General features: G+C 36.2%; 10 protein-coding genes. 1 reads left to right on the plus strand and 9 read right to left on the minus strand.

Annotated features, from left to right (window positions below):
• Positions 1–64: 64 nt before the first annotated feature.
• Positions 65–2842 (minus strand): bifunctional aconitate hydratase 2/2-methylisocitrate dehydratase, encoded by a 2778-nt coding sequence (locus KMW28_RS26550; protein ID WP_169667100.1) that lies wholly within the window; start codon positions 2840–2842, stop codon positions 65–67.
• A gap of 479 nt (positions 2843–3321) precedes the next feature.
• Positions 3322–4176, minus strand: a complete 855-nt coding sequence (gene lepB, locus KMW28_RS26555; protein WP_169667098.1) for a signal peptidase I — start codon at positions 4174–4176, stop codon at positions 3322–3324.
• Positions 4177–4427: 251 nt separating this feature from the next.
• Between lepB and KMW28_RS26560 the strand changes: the two genes are divergently transcribed.
• Positions 4428–5528: a glycoside hydrolase family 26 protein gene (locus tag KMW28_RS26560; RefSeq protein ID WP_205958243.1), complete on the plus strand. Its 1101-nt coding sequence runs from the start codon at positions 4428–4430 to the stop codon at positions 5526–5528.
• 43 nt (positions 5529–5571) lie between these two features.
• Here KMW28_RS26560 and KMW28_RS26565 read toward each other — a convergent pair whose 3' ends face one another.
• The 7 genes from KMW28_RS26565 to KMW28_RS26595 form a co-directional block, all read right to left on the minus strand.
• On the minus strand, positions 5572–6927 hold the full coding sequence (locus KMW28_RS26565) for a glycoside hydrolase family 11 protein (RefSeq protein WP_169667096.1): 1356 nt from the start codon (positions 6925–6927) through the stop codon (positions 5572–5574).
• A gap of 94 nt (positions 6928–7021) precedes the next feature.
• Entirely contained in the window at positions 7022–10186 is a 3165-nt protein-coding gene (locus KMW28_RS26570; RefSeq protein WP_169667094.1) for a glycosyl hydrolase family 8, read from the minus strand.
• A gap of 266 nt (positions 10187–10452) precedes the next feature.
• Positions 10453–11433 carry a glycoside hydrolase family 43 protein gene (locus KMW28_RS26575; protein WP_169667092.1) on the minus strand — a complete coding sequence of 327 codons (981 nt, stop codon included), beginning with the start codon at positions 11431–11433 and terminating at the stop codon, positions 10453–10455.
• 35 nt (positions 11434–11468) lie between these two features.
• Positions 11469–12992 carry an MFS transporter gene (locus KMW28_RS26580; RefSeq protein WP_169667090.1) on the minus strand — a complete coding sequence of 508 codons (1524 nt, stop codon included), beginning with the start codon at positions 12990–12992 and terminating at the stop codon, positions 11469–11471.
• A gap of 153 nt (positions 12993–13145) precedes the next feature.
• Positions 13146–14495, minus strand: a complete 1350-nt coding sequence (locus tag KMW28_RS26585) for an endo-1,4-beta-xylanase (RefSeq protein WP_169667088.1) — start codon at positions 14493–14495, stop codon at positions 13146–13148.
• Positions 14496–14554: 59 nt separating this feature from the next.
• Positions 14555–15778, minus strand: a complete 1224-nt coding sequence (locus KMW28_RS26590) for a carbohydrate binding domain-containing protein (protein ID WP_169667086.1) — start codon at positions 15776–15778, stop codon at positions 14555–14557.
• Between the two features lie 32 nt (positions 15779–15810).
• Positions 15811–17280 carry a RagB/SusD family nutrient uptake outer membrane protein gene (locus KMW28_RS26595; protein WP_169667084.1) on the minus strand — a complete coding sequence of 490 codons (1470 nt, stop codon included), beginning with the start codon at positions 17278–17280 and terminating at the stop codon, positions 15811–15813.
• Positions 17281–17283 lie beyond the last annotated feature (3 nt).

Below are 17283 nucleotides of genomic sequence, written 5' to 3' on the forward strand. Positions count from 1 at the left end.
CGCAATTTACTGAGATTTAATGTATTTTAAAATCTACTTGAAAAAAGTAGTGATTTTAATTCAATTAAGAAGTCAACAACTTAGAAGAAGGTTTGAACTTCGTTAAGTTGATTCCTTTCACCGCTGCTTGGTACTCTTCTAAATTAGGTGTTCTACCTAAGATTGTTGAAAGTACTACTACAGGAGTTGATGATAATAACGATTCTCCTTTCTTCTCAGAAGAGTCTTTTACAACTCTACCTTGGAATAAACGAGTTGAAGTCGCCATTACTGTATCACCCGGCTCGGCTTTCTCTTGGTTACCCATACAAAGGTTACAACCAGGACGCTCTAAGTAAAGCATGTTTTCGTATTTCGTACGAGCAGCATTTTTAGGTGCATCATCATCGAATTCGAAACCAGAGTACTTCTTCAATACATCCCAATCACCTTCTGCTTTTAACTCATCTACAATGTTGTATGTAGGAGGAGCAACAACTAGAGGTGCTTTGAATTCTACTTTACCGTGTAACTCTTCAATGTTTTTCAACATTTGAGCAAGAATCTTCATGTCACCTTTATGAACCATACAAGAACCTACGAAACCAAGATCAACTTGTCTGTCCCCACCGTAGTAAGATAGAGGTCTAATTGTATCGTGAGTGTAACGTTTAGAAACATCTTCGTTATAAACGTCAGGATCGGCGATCATTGGTTCAGCGATTTCATCCAAATCAACTACTACTTCAGCGAAGTATTTCGCATCAGCATCTGGAGTCAGTGGAGGTTTAACTCCTGTTTTGATCTCCTCGATTCTCTTGTTCGCTTTATCAATTAATCCTTGAAGAACTGCTTTATCGTTGTCCATACCCTTCTCGATCATGATCTGGATTCTAGACTTAGCAATTTCTAAAGATTCGATTAATGTTTCATCTTCTGAAATACAGATAGAAGCTTTCGCTTTCATCTCTGCTGTCCAGTCAGTGAAAGTAAACGCTTGGTCAGCCGTTAAAGTACCAATGTGCACCTCAATTACTCTACCTTGGAATACGTTATCTCCACCGAATTGCTTCAACATTTGTTGCTGAGTAGCGTGAACTACATCACGGAAGTCCATGTAAGCTTTCATTTCACCTTTGAAAGTCACTTTCACAGATTCCGGAATTGGCATTGTTGCCTCACCAGTTGCTAAAGCCAATGCTACTGTACCTGAATCGGCACCGAAAGCAACACCTTTAGACATTCTTGTATGAGAGTCACCACCAATAATGATATCCCAATCAGAAACAGTAATGTCATTCAATACTTTATGAATAACGTCTGTCATTGCATGGTACACTCCTTTTGGATCACGTGCTGTAATCAAACCGAAGTCGTTCATAAACTTCATCAACTTAGGAATGTTCGCTTGTGCTTTCTTATCCCAAACTGACGCAGTGTGACAACCTGATTGGTATGCACCATCTACAATTGGAGAGATGACTGTTGCTGCCATTGATTCTAATTCCTGAGAAGTCATTAAACCTGTAGTATCTTGAGAACCTACGATGTTTACTTCTACACGAACGTCAGAACCTGAGTGTAATGTTACTCCTGGAGTAGTTCCAACAGCATTTTTATTAAAGATCTTTTCAACAGCTGTCAAACCTTGACCATCAATAGAAATTTCTTTTGATGGAGCGAATACTACTGGAGCTTCCACTTCTAAAGTTTTTGCTGCGAAAGATTGTAATTTTTTACCAAATACAACTGCATAAGAACCACCTGCTTTAATAAACTCTACTTTTTGAGGAGTTAAAGAAGCAGAGATATCAATTAGTTCTTGATCTCCGTTGTATAATTTTTTTGTTTTTGTATTGATTGTAAGTACAGTACCTGTCTCCACAGAATATGTTTGCTCTAATACTGGCTCACCATCTGCATCAAGAACTGTGTTACCGTTCTCATCCTTTTTCTTCACCCAGTTTTTAAGGTCGATACCAATACCACCTGTTACACCTACAGTAGTTAAGAAAATTGGAGAGATACCGTTAGTACCTGCAATAATTGGGGCGATGTTAACGAAAGGAACATATGGGCTACCAGGAATACCTGTCCATAACGCTACGTTGTTTACACCTGACATTCTTGAAGAACCTACACCCATTGTACCTTTTTCAGCGATTAACATTACTCGCTTATCAGGATGTTGTTCTTTTAATGCTGTTAATGCTTTTTGTTGCTCTTTATTATGTTCGAAGATACATTGTCCGTGTAGTTCACGATCTGATCTTGAGTGAGCATCAGCACCTGGAGAAAGTAAATCTGTAGAGATATCACCTGTTCCAGCAATGAAAGTAACAATTTTGATTTCTTCTTCTACCTCTGGTAGTTTTGTGAAGAACTCAGCATTAGCATAACTCTTTAATATTTCCGTAGCTACAGTATTTCCTGCTTTGAACGCAACTTCCAAACGTTCCATATCAGCATCGTAAAGGAAAACTTGCGTTTTCAATACTTTAGCTGCAGCTTCTGCAATTGAAGCATCATCACCTAATGCAAGGTCTAAAAGTACTTCGATTGAAGGACCTCCTTTCATGTGTGATAATTGTTCGAAAGCGAATTCTGCTGTAATTTCTTCTACTTTAGCTTCACCAAGAATAATTTCTTTTAAGAATTGAGCTTTAACGCCAGCTGCACTAGTTGTTCCAGGTAGTGTATTGTAAATAAAGAAGTTTAGTGAGTCTTTTCTGTATTCATTGTTCACATCTTTGATTTGCGCAATGATCTCACTAGTTAATTCTGCATCGTCTATCGGTTTTGGATGTAACCCCTGACCTTTTCTTTCTTCGATCTCTTGGAGATATTCGTTATATCTGCTCATAAAAATTCTCTTAGTGTATAGTGTATAAAAAGGAAAGTTTATTTGCTTACTTTCATCTGTTAAGAGTAAGTAATGCTGTTTTCGTTTATTAAATGAATAATTGACATTTAATTTTTCGTAGTGCAAAAATACAAATAAATTTTAATTTTATCTTCTTCAGTTAAATTAATTCCGTATGAAGTTCAAATTTAATGTAATTTTCTACGTAATTTTAAAGAAAAAGATGAATGAAAATTTCATTTTTTCGATAAACAACAAAAACTCCATACACCACGTAACGTATTGAATATCTATATTTTAATACTCTATTAATTGTGATGTTACTAAAATAAATTTCAAGATGTACTTTTCTTATATTCGCCTATCAAGTTATTACGTATTATTACGTATTTTAAATATTCGTCTTTTCAAATATTAATAAGAAAATAAAGAAAAATTATAGGGTGTATAGGAATTATTGATAATGTTGTCTACATATATTAAAACTTTGTTCCTATCCGATTCACATCAAAACCATAAGGAATAAAGAGCAGTTTTCCTTTGATTCTATCTTTTTTGATTTCACCTAAATAACGACTATCCAAAGCACTATCTCTATTATCGCCAATTAGGAAATAGGCATCCGAAGCGATCTCAAATTCATAGGTATTTGCCGACTCATGTCCTTTTGGAACCTCTTGATTTACTCGAATATCAATGTTTTTGAAGTTGGGTAAAGTTTCGGTATAAAAATCATTTTCCTTTTTTTGATGAGCTAATGGAAGACCGTTAATTACAAGTAAATTATCCTTCAACATCACCTTGTCTCCAGGTTGTGCAACTACCCTACAGATATAAAATGATTCTTCATCTTCTTCATCTGAAAAAACCACAATATCGCCATACTCCAACTTATTGACATCAACTGAAGTTTTCACGGCAACATAATCATCTTGAGTTATAGTAGGTTCCATGGATTCAGAGGCTACTGAAAAAGTGCCGACTCCTAACAATGAATTATGATCAAATATCAAACTAATGATTATTGACCCTACTATAAATAAGAAATAGTAATACCACTTATTTACAGCCTTTAAGGTATAATCTTGAAGCTTTTTAGCGGACTTCACAGCTTCAATTATAACATACAATCGAAGAACAAATATGATAAATATTGTCACCCAAAATCCAAAAAATGAATAAGGCAAATGTGTTAATCGGAGAATGAAAGGAAGAAAAGTAAATCCAAGGAGAAACAGTATACCTTTTTTTAATTCACCGTTATATAATTGACCTAATCCTAAAATAAAAAAATTGGATACTCCCGCTATCCATGGGTTTCTTCTTTGGTTCATTTGTCTGATGTCAGTATTTCTTTAATTATAATATCATTGCAATTTATCAAAAAAATTAGGTCTTCTATTACCTTTTAATACTCCTTTTTTCTATTTGATACTCCTTAACGCTATAACAAATGTTGCTAGGAATACTTCAAATGATGCAACTCTTACTTCAATACTTTATGACGTACAAATGAGGTAGAAAAATTTGATGAATCGATAGTCAAACCCCTTAAATTCAAACCATCATCAAAAAGTAAATTGAAATGAATTTTTTAAGAAGATTATGTATTAGTGCATGTGCCGTGTTTTTGATAAGTGCATGTACATCTGTTCAAAAAAAGCAAACTAAAATTGAAGAAACTTCTAGAGCTAAATTTGAGCCTGAGGACGGTAAGTGTTTAGTATTTATCGGTCAGGAATTGACTTCTATTGGAGGATTGGAAGAATACAACAATGGTTATCTAGATTATTTTGAAAGACGTCCTGCAGGATTCACTGCTTATACGGTACTCACTCCGGGTGAAGAATCTTTTGGGTTTACTCATAAAGGTTTGGATGGTGTTACTTCTACAGCAGATTGGGGCGATAACGATAGCAACATGAGTCTTCAATTGGGGGATGAAGATTATAAAAATATGGCTTTGGCAATTGGCTTAGGCATGGTACATCACGATTCTGCGGTGGCTTATGGTGAAAGAGATGAAATGATTCGTGAATTAGGAAATTTCCTTCAACAACAGGCCCCTCGTCCGATATTCTTGCGTATTGGGTATGAATTTGATGGTCATGATTGGAATCACTACAATAGAGAACACTATATAAAAGCCTATAAAAGGATAAAGGATATTTACGATGAAATGGGGATTACTAATGTAGCCTATGTTTGGCAATCGTGTGGTTTTATGTCCTCATTAGAAGAATTAGAGCAATGGTACCCAGGAGATGATTATGTAGATTGGTGTGCTTTTTCATTTTTTGGGGCGTGGAAAAAACAAAATATGATTGCCTTTGCGAAGCAAAAAGGAAAACCCGTATTTATTGCTGAAGCCACTCCTGCTTTGGAAGAAAATAAAGAGACTGACTTAGCTAATCAAGATCAAGCAGTGGAGGCATGGGAAAATTGGTTTACTCCATTTTTTGCGACTATTCATCAAAATCCGAAAACGGTAAAAGCCATTTCGTACATAAATTGTAATTGGAAGGCACATAGAATGTGGTTTGATAATCCCACTTTTAAATACATCGATTCTCGTCTTCAAGTGAATCCAATGATTATGGAAAAATGGGAAGCAGAATTGGAAAAAGAGACTTATTTGATGTCATCAGATAATTTGTATGATAAGCTAAACGGACCAAGCTTATAACTTAATAAGGGGAGCTGATTTTGCTCCCCTTATCATCAAATGCTTAGTTTGAAATAATGATTTTTTCTTGAAGTGATTTGATAGATCCAACCACGTGCATAATATAAATACCTTTAGGTAAATCAAGTTCTAAATTCATCAGTGCTTGACCATCATTTACCTCCCAACTTTTTGATATTGCCCCTTGCTGATCGTAAATCACAATTTGATAAATCTCCCCTAAATCAGCATTTCTAATAGATACTTTACCATTAGTTATTGGGTTTGGATAAATTGAATTATCTGAAATATCAATAGCATCGACATTCATCATCCTAGCTCCTGATGTATTTCCAAAACCTAAAACTCCGTTACAATGCATCCATTCAGAATATTGACCTCCACAAGAATTATTTTGCCAAACCGCTGTATTATACGATTGTTGTTCAGCTTGTTTTCTATTTCCATTAATTTCTACCCAATCCACTTGAGCATCCCTGCCGTTTTGATCATTAAAATATTCAAGATTTAGATCTCCATTAGAGTTGGTATTGACAGTAAAAATCTTAAAATTAGTAGTTAGCGACAAAGTCTGAATGGTTTGATTACCAATACGGACATTCAATTTCTCTTGTCCACTTACGCCTTTAGCTCTTACTTTTATCGTATTCGACCCTGTATTTCCTCCACCAGAGTTTCCATTACTTGTCCCCATCGACATACTATACACATTACATGTACCACTACTTTGGTAACCCTCTACAGTAAACGAAACTTCATATAGATTACCCATATTCATTCCTAAAGAAGCCCAAGCATTAAAATGATTGGCACACGTTACTGTACCGCTTGTTCTTTTCGATCGACGAACACTCCAATACTGTTGAAACGTTTTTGTTCCTTGAATTGAAGGTTGTTGTACTCTTGTGGTTTCATAAATATCATATGTACCTCCGTCAGTGGTGACAGTCCCTTTAGCATTTGCCCCAGGTGGTCTCCAACTTCCCCAACTCTCCACTATATAATATTCCACCAAAGGACTTGTTGTCCAACCATAAATACATAAATAAGAATTTCCCGAAGGTTGGTAATTTGCTCCATACGTCACTGTCTGATTTTTCACACCGGGACGCTTTCCTTTTCGAGCCAAAAGGTTGCCTATATTGCTCCAAGAAACATAAAAGTTTCCTCCATTGTTAAGCGTCATGCAACCATTTCCAGAATCTTTCCAATACTCATAGGTATATCCTCCTTGATTCCCAATCTGATTATTACAAATAGTTTGGGATTGTACATCAAAAACTGAAAATAGGAAAACAGACATTACAAAAACGCTTTTATAGAAACGTTGCATCAATTGATTGTTGTTGTGAATACCGCTTAAAGAATCTAGCGTTTTCATGTATAGTAGATTTTTCATTTTAATAAAGTTTTCATTTCATAAAATATCAAGAGCCCAATTTTTTGAGTGAAGTAGAATGTTTAATTATTGGACTCTTGATTAGACAGTTTAATTATTGAATCATCAGTTTTTTAATTTGATAATCATCATCCGATAAAAGTTGAAGCACATAGGTTCCTTTCTTTAAAGCTGAAACATTCAACTTTCTTTCATCTTCATTTAAAATTGAAGTAGAAACCAATACCCCACTTATCGTATAAATTTTGATTTTAGTCGTTGTACTTTTCAGCCCTTTGATGCTCACTTGATCTGTAGCAGGATTCGGATAAAGTTGAATTTCATTTTCCAAATCACTATTTGATGTTGAATTCACAGTCATCAACCTAGCATTAGAGCAACTAGGTGCAGAAGAAGAATTACTTAAATAAATGGTGAAATCTGATGTTTTTGAAACCAATACCACATCTGAACCCTCTTTGCCAATCCAATATGCTCCATCTAATCCGCTGAATCCACTATTCGAAAAAGTGATCGATGGAGAGGCACTACCTAAAGTATGAGTAATGGCTGTTTTAAGATCAACATACCAATTAGGCACACCGTTATTTGTACGCATAGAGAAGTCCCAAATTTGTCCGCCTTCTTTCGACCAGTTCACGGAAATATTATTTACATGAGATAAATCGGGACCATTACCTAATACATGTGCATGAGTGAAGCTTGTATTGGTAGTAGGAAATGCTTCTGAACTAGGTAGTCCAAAAGAACATGTACCCGTATTTCCGCCATTGTCTCCTCCATTATCTCCACCTCCGTTAGAATTATCTTCGGTAAAAGATAGATTTCCAAGATTAAAACCTCCTTCATCAAAAACAATTCGCATCACTTGTTCCCCTGCGGTTAAACTAACATTCGAAGCAGTTACATTGGTAAATGTACCCCATCCTCCTGTAGAGGACACATTGATTATTCCAGTTTTATCGACACCATTAAATTCAATATGAAATTTTCCATCAGATGATGGTGAAGCAACTTCAGCTGATAAAGTATAATTGGCTGTTGTATTGATGTCTACTGTGTATTCTAACCATTCTCCTGCAGCAATCCATCCAATATTACCACCATTCGTTCTGTTTTCGGTATCTACATCCGTATCCTGACGATCGCCATTGCCATTGTTGTCCACATCAGAATCATTGTAGGCAACATCTTGACCACCATTATCAAATGTGACGGGATTTATTGTTCCAGGAATAATTTGTGGACTACCTAAATAAGGCGTTTGTCCAGATGTTGGAGGTGAGCTAACTGTTATAATAGTTTCATCTGTAAAACCACCATCTACAGTTGTCGCAGTAATTGTTGTACTCCCTTCTTGAATCGCTTGAACGACACCTAAAGTTGAAACAGTCGCAATGTTCGTATTCGACGATGTATAATTTACTCGTTTATCATCAGCATTTGAGGGTGAAATACTTACTGACAGATTACTTGTTTGTCCCACTACCAAAGACAATGATGATGGAGTTAAAGTAATTCCTGTTACAGGAATCGGATTAGGATCAACAGGAGGAGTTGAACCGTCTACATACGCTTTAAAATTACCTGATAAATGCAATAGACACATCATTTGTAATAATCCATCATAATAACGGTATCGACCTGTGGTTGGTGCTCGATCCCATAATGCATTGATAAATTCCCAAGATTTCGCATCGGTGGAAGCCAAAGAAGTCATGGCATTACAAGCGACCAAACCTACTGCTTGATAGTCTGTCCCTGGTAAAGGATTGCCATCTAAGGTATAGCCACTAGAATAACTATAAATACCTTCATTGTAGAAAAAGTCTTGAATGTTATCGGTAATTGTTTTCTCTCTTTCGTCTTTCTTGAACCAAGCATAATCCATGGCAACATTCATCGCACAGCGCCAAGCATCTACGACAAAATCCTCTTTATGTCCGCCGGTTGGACTACCATCATAATTGGAATAATCAGGCATTAAACCTGTTGTAGGATGTGCAGCCGCTTGAAAAAAGTCGCGAGCAACAACTGCAGCATCCTTCCAATATTGACGATTGGTTTTGGCCATCATTCCCCAAACTTCATAAAAAGAAGGCAAAAAGTATGAAGGGTCTGTATAAGTTGAAGCTTGAGCATAAGGCACGAAACAGACTTTCTTTTCCTCATTAAACATATTTGGTACTGAACCAATGATCTGATTGTGTGGCCACCCTTTATTCATAATTTGCTCAAGGATATAATCCGCTTCTGCACGGTAATTATAAATACCACCGCGATCTCCAAATCTTACGGAAGCAAAATACAAGGCTGTGATAAAATATATTTCACCATCTGAAGCCGTATTAGGATCTAATTCTGCTCCATTCGCATCCACAATCCAACGGAAATAACCTTCTCGGTTTCCCGGACCATGTTGCATATGAGTTTTCGCAAATTTCCATATACGATCGAATTCCTCTTGCTTGTTCATTTGGACCGCGATCATCATTCCGTAAGACATCCCTTCTGATCGTACATCATTATTATCGATATCTAAGATGTAGCCCTCATCCGTTCCTTTAGGGTAATATACTCTTTCGGTATCATTATCTCCATAAAATAACTGTTGATAAACACTATTGATTTTATCATCAATTTGTTGTTGTGTATACCCTGCCTCTTTAAACATATTTCTATAATTCCCTGTATAGAAAGCACCCTCGCTTGGCAAAGTTGGAGGTGCAGGAGGAGGTGGAATATCACCCGTTCGAGTAAAACTGATCCAATCCAGTAATGTATCATTTGATCCATTATCTGTTTTCAGTACCAACCTGATCACTTTACTTCCTGCATTCCCTTCAATTTTTATTGATTTTGTATCAATACTTGGGACAGTACCAGAAAAAGAAAAAGTGGTAATTTCGGTTCCATCAATTTCTAAACTAACACCTGCAGCACTAGCATTTGTGGATGCTCCTCTTAAGCTTATATCAAATACTCCGGGTGCATTGGAAAGTTGAATGGTTGTGGATCCATTATCATCATTAGCATATAAAATGATACCATCAAAAGGAGTTGTTGTCGTACCTGCATAAGCTCCTCCTAAAGTCATTGTCTCTGTTTGTATTGTAATACCCGAATTAGAAATAACGGCATTACAATCCACTCTAAAAAACAGTAGTGAAATAAATAAGAGAGCGATAGTTTTTACAAAGCTTGGTGGTTTTACATGATTGTTCCTAAAGTTTACCTTTTCGTTTAGATAATTTTTCATTTCAATAATTTAGTAGATTTAGTTAGCACTCTTTCTGACTTCTATGATGTAGCCGGAACAAAATAGATAGTAGAAGAGTTAATTCATTTCATTGAGATCTCATTATCAAAAGTAACTGAAGAACAATCGGTTGTATATCAAAAAAACGACAAATAATAATAAAAATGGAGCATCAAAAATGAAGCATTTTGATGCTCCATTTGTCCTACACAAAAAAAGCACTCCCAATTTGAGAGTGCTTTTGAAACAATGAATGATACATGTTATTACATTTCACCGTCTACAGTGGTTGTTGAACCATCTTCATTAAAATCTATTTCCACAAACTTTACGCTTCTCAGCCAAGTTTTTCCTCCTGATGGTTGACTATCATGGTAAAATAAATACCATTTTCCATTGAATTCTACAATGGAGTGATGAGTTGTCCACCCAACCACAGGAGTTAATACAACACCTTTATAATGAAATGGTCCATACGGTGAATCACTTACTGCATAACATATTCTATGGGTATTACCTGTAGAATATGAGAAATAATACTTGTTATTATATTTATGCATCCAAGGTCCTTCAAAATATCTTCTATCGTGATCTCCAGCTTTTAATGGCTCACCATTTTCATCGAGAATCACTACATCTTTTGGTTCTTCCGCAAAGCCCTTCATGTCCTTAGAAAGTTTCACGACTTTCGGACACAAAGCATCTTCATGGTCAGCAGGTTCTTGTCCCACTTCTATTGCCTTATTATCTCTATATCTTTGTAATTGACCTCCCCAGATTCCTCCAAAGTACATATAGAAATCTTCTTCATTATCCTTAAAAACAGCTGGATCAATACTGTAACTCCCATCCATTGGCATTGGTTCTGGAATAAATGGCCCCTCTGGTTTTTCGCTAATTGCCACTCCCATTCTGAAGATATCATTTTTATCTTTCATTGGGTAATACAAATAATACTTACCATCTTTTTCAGCGGCATCGGGTGCCCACATTTGTCTTCCAGCCCAAGGAATATCTTCTAATTTCAAAACACAACCATGATCCGTCACTTCTCCATTAATATCATCCATAGAGAAGACATGGTAATCTTGCATATTGAAATGATCACCATTGTCATTCTCTTCTACACCAGATTCAATATCGTGTGATGGATAGATATATAATTTTCCATTAAATACGTGAGCGGAAGGGTCTGCAGTGTACAAATGATCTGCAATATATTTTGGTTTATTTTTTACTAAACTCATGCTGATTTTATTTTATCAAATGATATGATATATACTTAATTTAAGGCCACATTTTCGACCTCTATAAATTCATTTTCTTGTTGCTTTGCTCTTCTATCTGATAATTCCCCTTGCATTTTGATATTGAACTCTTTCGTAATCACATAAAAAATGAGAGAAATAACCGAAATCATAAATGTAGCTGCAGGGACAATTGAAGCAGTTAAACGAATACCAAAAATGGCCTCTGTAGATTGTACCATATTAGGTTCATATCCATAAACTGATACGATCCATCCACATAAAGCACCTCCTAAACCTAATCCGGCTTTTAATGCAAATACAATCCCTGAGAAGACAAATCCCGTGGCTCTTCTTTTATATTTCCATTCTGAATAATCGGCTACATCGCCCATCATTGCCCAGAGTAACGGAATGGTTGGTGCATAGAATACTGACTTCAAAATATTTAAGGTAAATGCCCAACCCACCTTATCTTCTGGAACAAAGAAAAATAGTCCAGTAAAAACTGAAGTCATAAACAGGCAGACAATAAAGGTGTTTCTTTTGCCAAACCTTTTTGCCAATGGAGCAGACAGGGTCAATACACCAATAATGGTAAAAAACTGCCCTATCATATTAAAAAAGCTAAATCCAACACTAAATGCATTGCTTTGATCTGGTAATGCCAATAGACCAAAGGCATCCATTAAACTGTGTAATAATGATGGTTCGCTGTTGGTAGTTTGTACTAAATTGAATTGCTCTAAGAATGAGAAAATGGCTTGAGGTTGCATGTAATAACTAAAGAAATAATACATTCCTCCTCCCCATAATGATAATGTTGTGAAGATAAAAAGGGTCACAATAAACATAGAGAACCATGGACCGTTTTTACTCAAATCTTTAAAATCTTGTTTGATGGAAGTTTTCTGTGTTGGAGGCGGTGTAATTCTTTCTTTCGTAGTAAGAAAAGTGATGACAAAAAATACAATAGCAATGAGTGAGAAAATACCTATCGCCATCGACCAACCTTTCTGATCATCACCCTGACCTAATTTATCGACTAATGGTAATGTAAAACCTTGTACAATTAATGAGGCCACCATGGCTAAAACAAATCGAACAGATCCAATATTAGTTCTCTCATCAATATCACTCGACATCACTCCATGTAAAGCTGAGTACGGTGTGTTATTTAAGGAATAGATGGCCATTAATAAGGTATAGGTGATCCCTGCGTAAATCACTTTATATCGCTCCGTAAGATCTGGAGTAGTAAAAGCTAAAAAGAAAAATAATCCAAAAGGTATGGCAGTCCAAAGCACCCATGGCCTATATTTCCCCCATCTTGTGTTGGTTCTATCCGACATAATGCCTACCACAGGATCTACAAAGGCATCAATAACTCTTGCTAATAATAGAATCGTTCCAGCAGCTGTTGCTTTAATTCCGAAAACGTCTGTATAAAAACCAAGTTGAAAAACCAACATAATTTGAAATACAAAATTAACAGAACAGTCACCCAAGCTGTATCCAATCTTTTCTTTTAACGATACTTTTTGGTCATCAATTTTCATTTTTCTCAATAATAAAGTCAATAAAATCTAAGCAATAAAATACCACCCCAACACACACATGTTGATTCTTTTATTGACAAGCCGATAAATAAATTGTTTGATGTTAGAAGGAGAAAGAGGTACTCTGATTCCCTCCTCCTCACATAGCTAACTCTATTCTTGAAGGCCTTCTAAGAAGCCTGTATGTGCTTTTTTGATCGTAAAGTCTTTGTCGTATAATAATGGCCAATCATCATGACCTTGATGGCTTGGAATCCATGATTCATCATCTCTTAATCCCCAAATCGTTAGTGCAAACTTGCTACTTTCCGGTATTGCATTATACACTTCTACTACCTCTCTCACTTTGTCCTTTTGAGCAAACTCTCTTTCCTCAGTAGGACCCGATAAATCATTATCAGGATTTATCTTTACATCTAACTCCGAGAAGTGCATAAGAATACCTTTATCAGTAATTAGTTTAGTATGTTCTGCAATTGTTGTTTTAGATGGGCCGTTATAACCAATGTGCATTTGGAAACCAACACCATCTAAAGGAACATTATTCGATTGGAAATTATCAACCACTTTAGTGATGACACCATCTAACTTAGTTCTATCCCAACATAAGTTATAATCATTGTAGAATAATAAACAATCTGGATCTGCTTCTCTTGCCCATTCAAAACATTTCTGAATATAGCCTTCACCCATTCTTTCTAAGAAAACTGAATTTCTATAATTTCCACCAGCATCATCAATGGCTTCATTCACAACATCCCAAGAGATTACTTTTCCTTTGTAACGTGTTACAGTAGTTTTGATATAATCTTCGACCATATCAGAAAACTCTTCGTCCGTTCCTGCATAGTTCTCTACCCAATCCGGAGTAGCTGCATGCCAAATCAAAGCATGACCATGAACTTCCATACCGTTATTTTGTGCATATTCTACCAATTGATCTGCTAATGTAAAATCATATCTACCTTCTTCTGGATACATGATATTCATTTTCATTTCCCATTCAGCTGAAATCTGATTGTATTCTCTTTTGTAGATCTCATCGTGAGTTCCATTTAATCGATCTACAATAGTAGCCATACCTACTCTAAACGTTGTCGCCACATCTTTTAGTGGAGTGTCTGGCTCTACACCATCTTCGGCCAAAGTAGTAATTGATTTTGCACTAGAAAAATCTGAAGATTTCTCCTTAAGAGAGGCTTTTACTCTCACATAAAAAGTCTGTCCTTTAGCAAGCCCCTCAAAATGGAAGAAATCTTCTTTAGTAGAAACACTTTCATATGGAGCCACAAGGTTGGTAAAATTCTCGTCAGTAGCCAGATTTAGTTCATAGCTTTGTGCATTCACAATGCTTGTCCAATCTGCCGTAAAGCTACTGGCTTTTAAGTTGGAGATTTTATAAATAGTCGGTGAAGAAAGTGTTAATTCTTGCTCTTTATTATCTACACAGCTTGTGAGTCCAACTACTAACGCAGATAATAGATATATAAATAATTTTTTCATGTTATTTCTTTTTGAAGCTTAGTTACAACCCAGGGCTTTCACCCTGGATTGAAAACAATTTACTGTTCGTAGTAAGTAATGTTATCGACATAGTAATTCCCTGCCGTATTTCCCTGAATAACCACCCAAGGATATTCCTTACTTCCGTCTATTTGTCCGTTTAGATCGTACTCTAATGTTACCCATTTTCCAGGTTCGACATCAAGGAAATACCCTGTATCAAAATCACTTTCCAATTGTAACTTTAGAGAACCTGCTTGTTCAAAATACACATCAACCGTAATCTTATCGGCTGCAACACCCACAATCTGACCGTTTCTAACAGCACTTGCTGAGAAAGGATCTGCTTGTGTCATCATTAAAGCAAAGTTTGATGAGTTGACAGCATCTGCTGCTGGATTTGCTGCTACTGAAACGGCTTGGTCCCAAGCATTCCAATCACCCACTTGCTCGTCTTCAAAATCGCCATATACTGTTCCGTTATTTCCACCAATATCAAGTGCATAATATTTGATGTTATCGATGTAGTAACTTCCTGCCGTATTTCCTTGGAAAAGAATCCATGGATACTCTTTTGCAGGATCAACTTCTCCTTCGAGATTGTATTCTAATGTTACCCATTCTCCGGCTGGTACAGCTTGGAAATATCCGGTATTAAAATCACTTTCTATCTGTAGTTTTAATTCGCCTGCTACTTCGAAGTAAACATCAACCACAATCTTTGTTGCAAAAGGAGTCACTTGAGGAATACTTCTAACAGCACTGTTTTGCCAAGGTTCTGTTTGGGTCATTTTCAACACCAAATCAGAAGGATTAGCTGCTGATGCACCTGGATTACTTACCACAGAAACATCTTGTCCCCATGCATTCCAATCACCCACATTACCATCTTCGAAATCGCCTAACAATAAGAAAGCATCTCCTCCGATTGGTGGTAAATCCGGATCTCTTTGTTCGATAACGATATCTTGAGACACTGTATCTACACCTGCATTATTACCTGTATATAACGTAATTTTGTAAGTTCCTTCGTTAGGGTAATAGGTAGTATCCATACCTTGTGATCCTCTTACGAAAGGTCCATCTTCCTTGAACTTCCAAGAACTCATAATGGATGTCCCTGTCGATTGATTATCAAGTACTATGTAGTTAGGATTTTCATCTGATGGAGTCGCTGTAAATGCTGCTTTTGGCAGTTCTTCCATTGGTGAAGAATCTTCTGATGTACATCCCCAAACAGAAAGTAATCCTAAAAGGTATATATATATAAATTTATTTTTCATAGTTCATTCATTTTCAGTTCAACAAGCTGATATTAATAGCCAGGATTTTGATCCGCTGCAGAAATTTCAGGGTTTACATCAATTTCTTTTTGTGGAATAGGAAGTAACTCCGACTTACCACTTACAAAGCCTGATCCTGCTAAGAATGTTGAAGCCATATCCCAACGTAGTAGGTCATTGTAACGTACTTGTTCACCAGCTAACTCTACTTTTCTTTCGTGAACGATGGCTTTGAAAACATCCGATTTATTACTTACAGGATACGTTGCATTCATTTCTGCTGATCCATATAACGGCATGTTTACTCTTGCTCTCACTTCGTTCATTAAATTAACTGCTGTCGAGATATTACCTAACTCATTTTCCGCCTCTGCTCTCATTAATAGAACATCTGAGTAACGAATTACACGGTGATTAATACCTGATGCAATTTCCTCTTTCGGACGTTGATAATAGTTTTGATATTTCTTCCAAGCTGCTCTATGATCTGGAAGACTTACTACTTCTGTTCCGTTATTAAACAACTCTCCATCTGTATAGAAATTGGCTACATAACGAGGATCGTTCGCTTCATATTCGTCTAACAAGTCATCTCCTGGGTAAGAGTTGAACCAATCGTTCCAACCATATTCCTGACCTCTTAACGATACGAACTGCATTCCTGAAGCATCTTCTACCCACCAAGTATCTTGATCAGACCAACCAAATTCTCTTGTAAAACCTACTTCGAAAACTGATTCAGAATTGTATTCCGTTTCTTCTAGGAAGTTATGAGAATAATCGTCTACCAAAGTATAACCTGTTACTTTCTTGAAAGCATCTGCTGCCTCTTGCCATTCTTGTCTGTACAAGTGCATTTTACCTTTTAATGCATAGGCTGCTCCTGAAGTTGCTCTACCTCCATCAGAATTCGCTTGAGTAGGTAAAAGTTCAGCTGCAATGGCTAAATCTTCCAAAATAAATTGATATACCTCTTCTTTAGTTGATCTCGGTTTTGGAGTATCAGTTAACTCTGGGTAAATCGGAACACCACCAAAACGAGTCACTAAAAGATGATAGTAAAAGGCTCTCATAAAGTGAGTTTCTCCTAATGCTCTATCCACATCATCCTGAGTAACATTCTCAAATTTATCTTGATTCGAGATTACGAAGTTTGCTTTATTAATACCTCTAAAGCAGTTATCCCAATAAGTAAAGATGCCTTCGTGATTTGAGTCAAAAGTAAAATTATAATACTGACGTTTATCAGGCTCGTGTTGAGGATTTAATTCCACTTCGTGACCCATATTGTCATTCATAAAAAATAAATGACGGATGTAAAGACCTTTTGATTGCAAATTGACATAAGATGCATCAACCGAAGATTGTAACTGAGATTTGTTCTTGAAATAAGTATCCTCAGTAAGTTCATTAGGGTTAGAGATGTTAAGGAAATCTGTACTACAGCTACTTCCAAGTGCAATCACTAATAATAAAATGAATGTATTTTTAATTTTTGTCATGAT

Source organism: Flammeovirga yaeyamensis, assembly GCF_018736045.1.
In the GTDB taxonomy this organism is placed as follows: Bacteria; Bacteroidota; Bacteroidia; order Cytophagales; family Flammeovirgaceae; genus Flammeovirga; species Flammeovirga yaeyamensis.

Coding starts and splice junctions, on each gene's coding strand:
- KMW28_RS26550 (WP_169667100.1), bottom strand. CDS start 2,842: ATGAGCAGATATAACGAATATCTCCAAGAGATCGAAGAAAGAAAAGGT.
- lepB (WP_169667098.1), bottom strand. CDS start 4,176: ATGAACCAAAGAAGAAACCCATGGATAGCGGGAGTATCCAATTTTTTT.
- KMW28_RS26560 (WP_205958243.1), top strand. CDS start 4,428: ATGAATTTTTTAAGAAGATTATGTATTAGTGCATGTGCCGTGTTTTTG.
- KMW28_RS26565 (WP_169667096.1), bottom strand. CDS start 6,927: ATGAAAAATCTACTATACATGAAAACGCTAGATTCTTTAAGCGGTATT.
- KMW28_RS26570 (WP_169667094.1), bottom strand. CDS start 10,186: ATGAAAAATTATCTAAACGAAAAGGTAAACTTTAGGAACAATCATGTA.
- KMW28_RS26575 (WP_169667092.1), bottom strand. CDS start 11,433: ATGAGTTTAGTAAAAAATAAACCAAAATATATTGCAGATCATTTGTAC.
- KMW28_RS26580 (WP_169667090.1), bottom strand. CDS start 12,992: ATGAAAATTGATGACCAAAAAGTATCGTTAAAAGAAAAGATTGGATAC.
- KMW28_RS26585 (WP_169667088.1), bottom strand. CDS start 14,495: ATGAAAAAATTATTTATATATCTATTATCTGCGTTAGTAGTTGGACTC.
- KMW28_RS26590 (WP_169667086.1), bottom strand. CDS start 15,778: ATGAAAAATAAATTTATATATATATACCTTTTAGGATTACTTTCTGTT.
- KMW28_RS26595 (WP_169667084.1), bottom strand. CDS start 17,280: ATGACAAAAATTAAAAATACATTCATTTTATTATTAGTGATTGCACTT.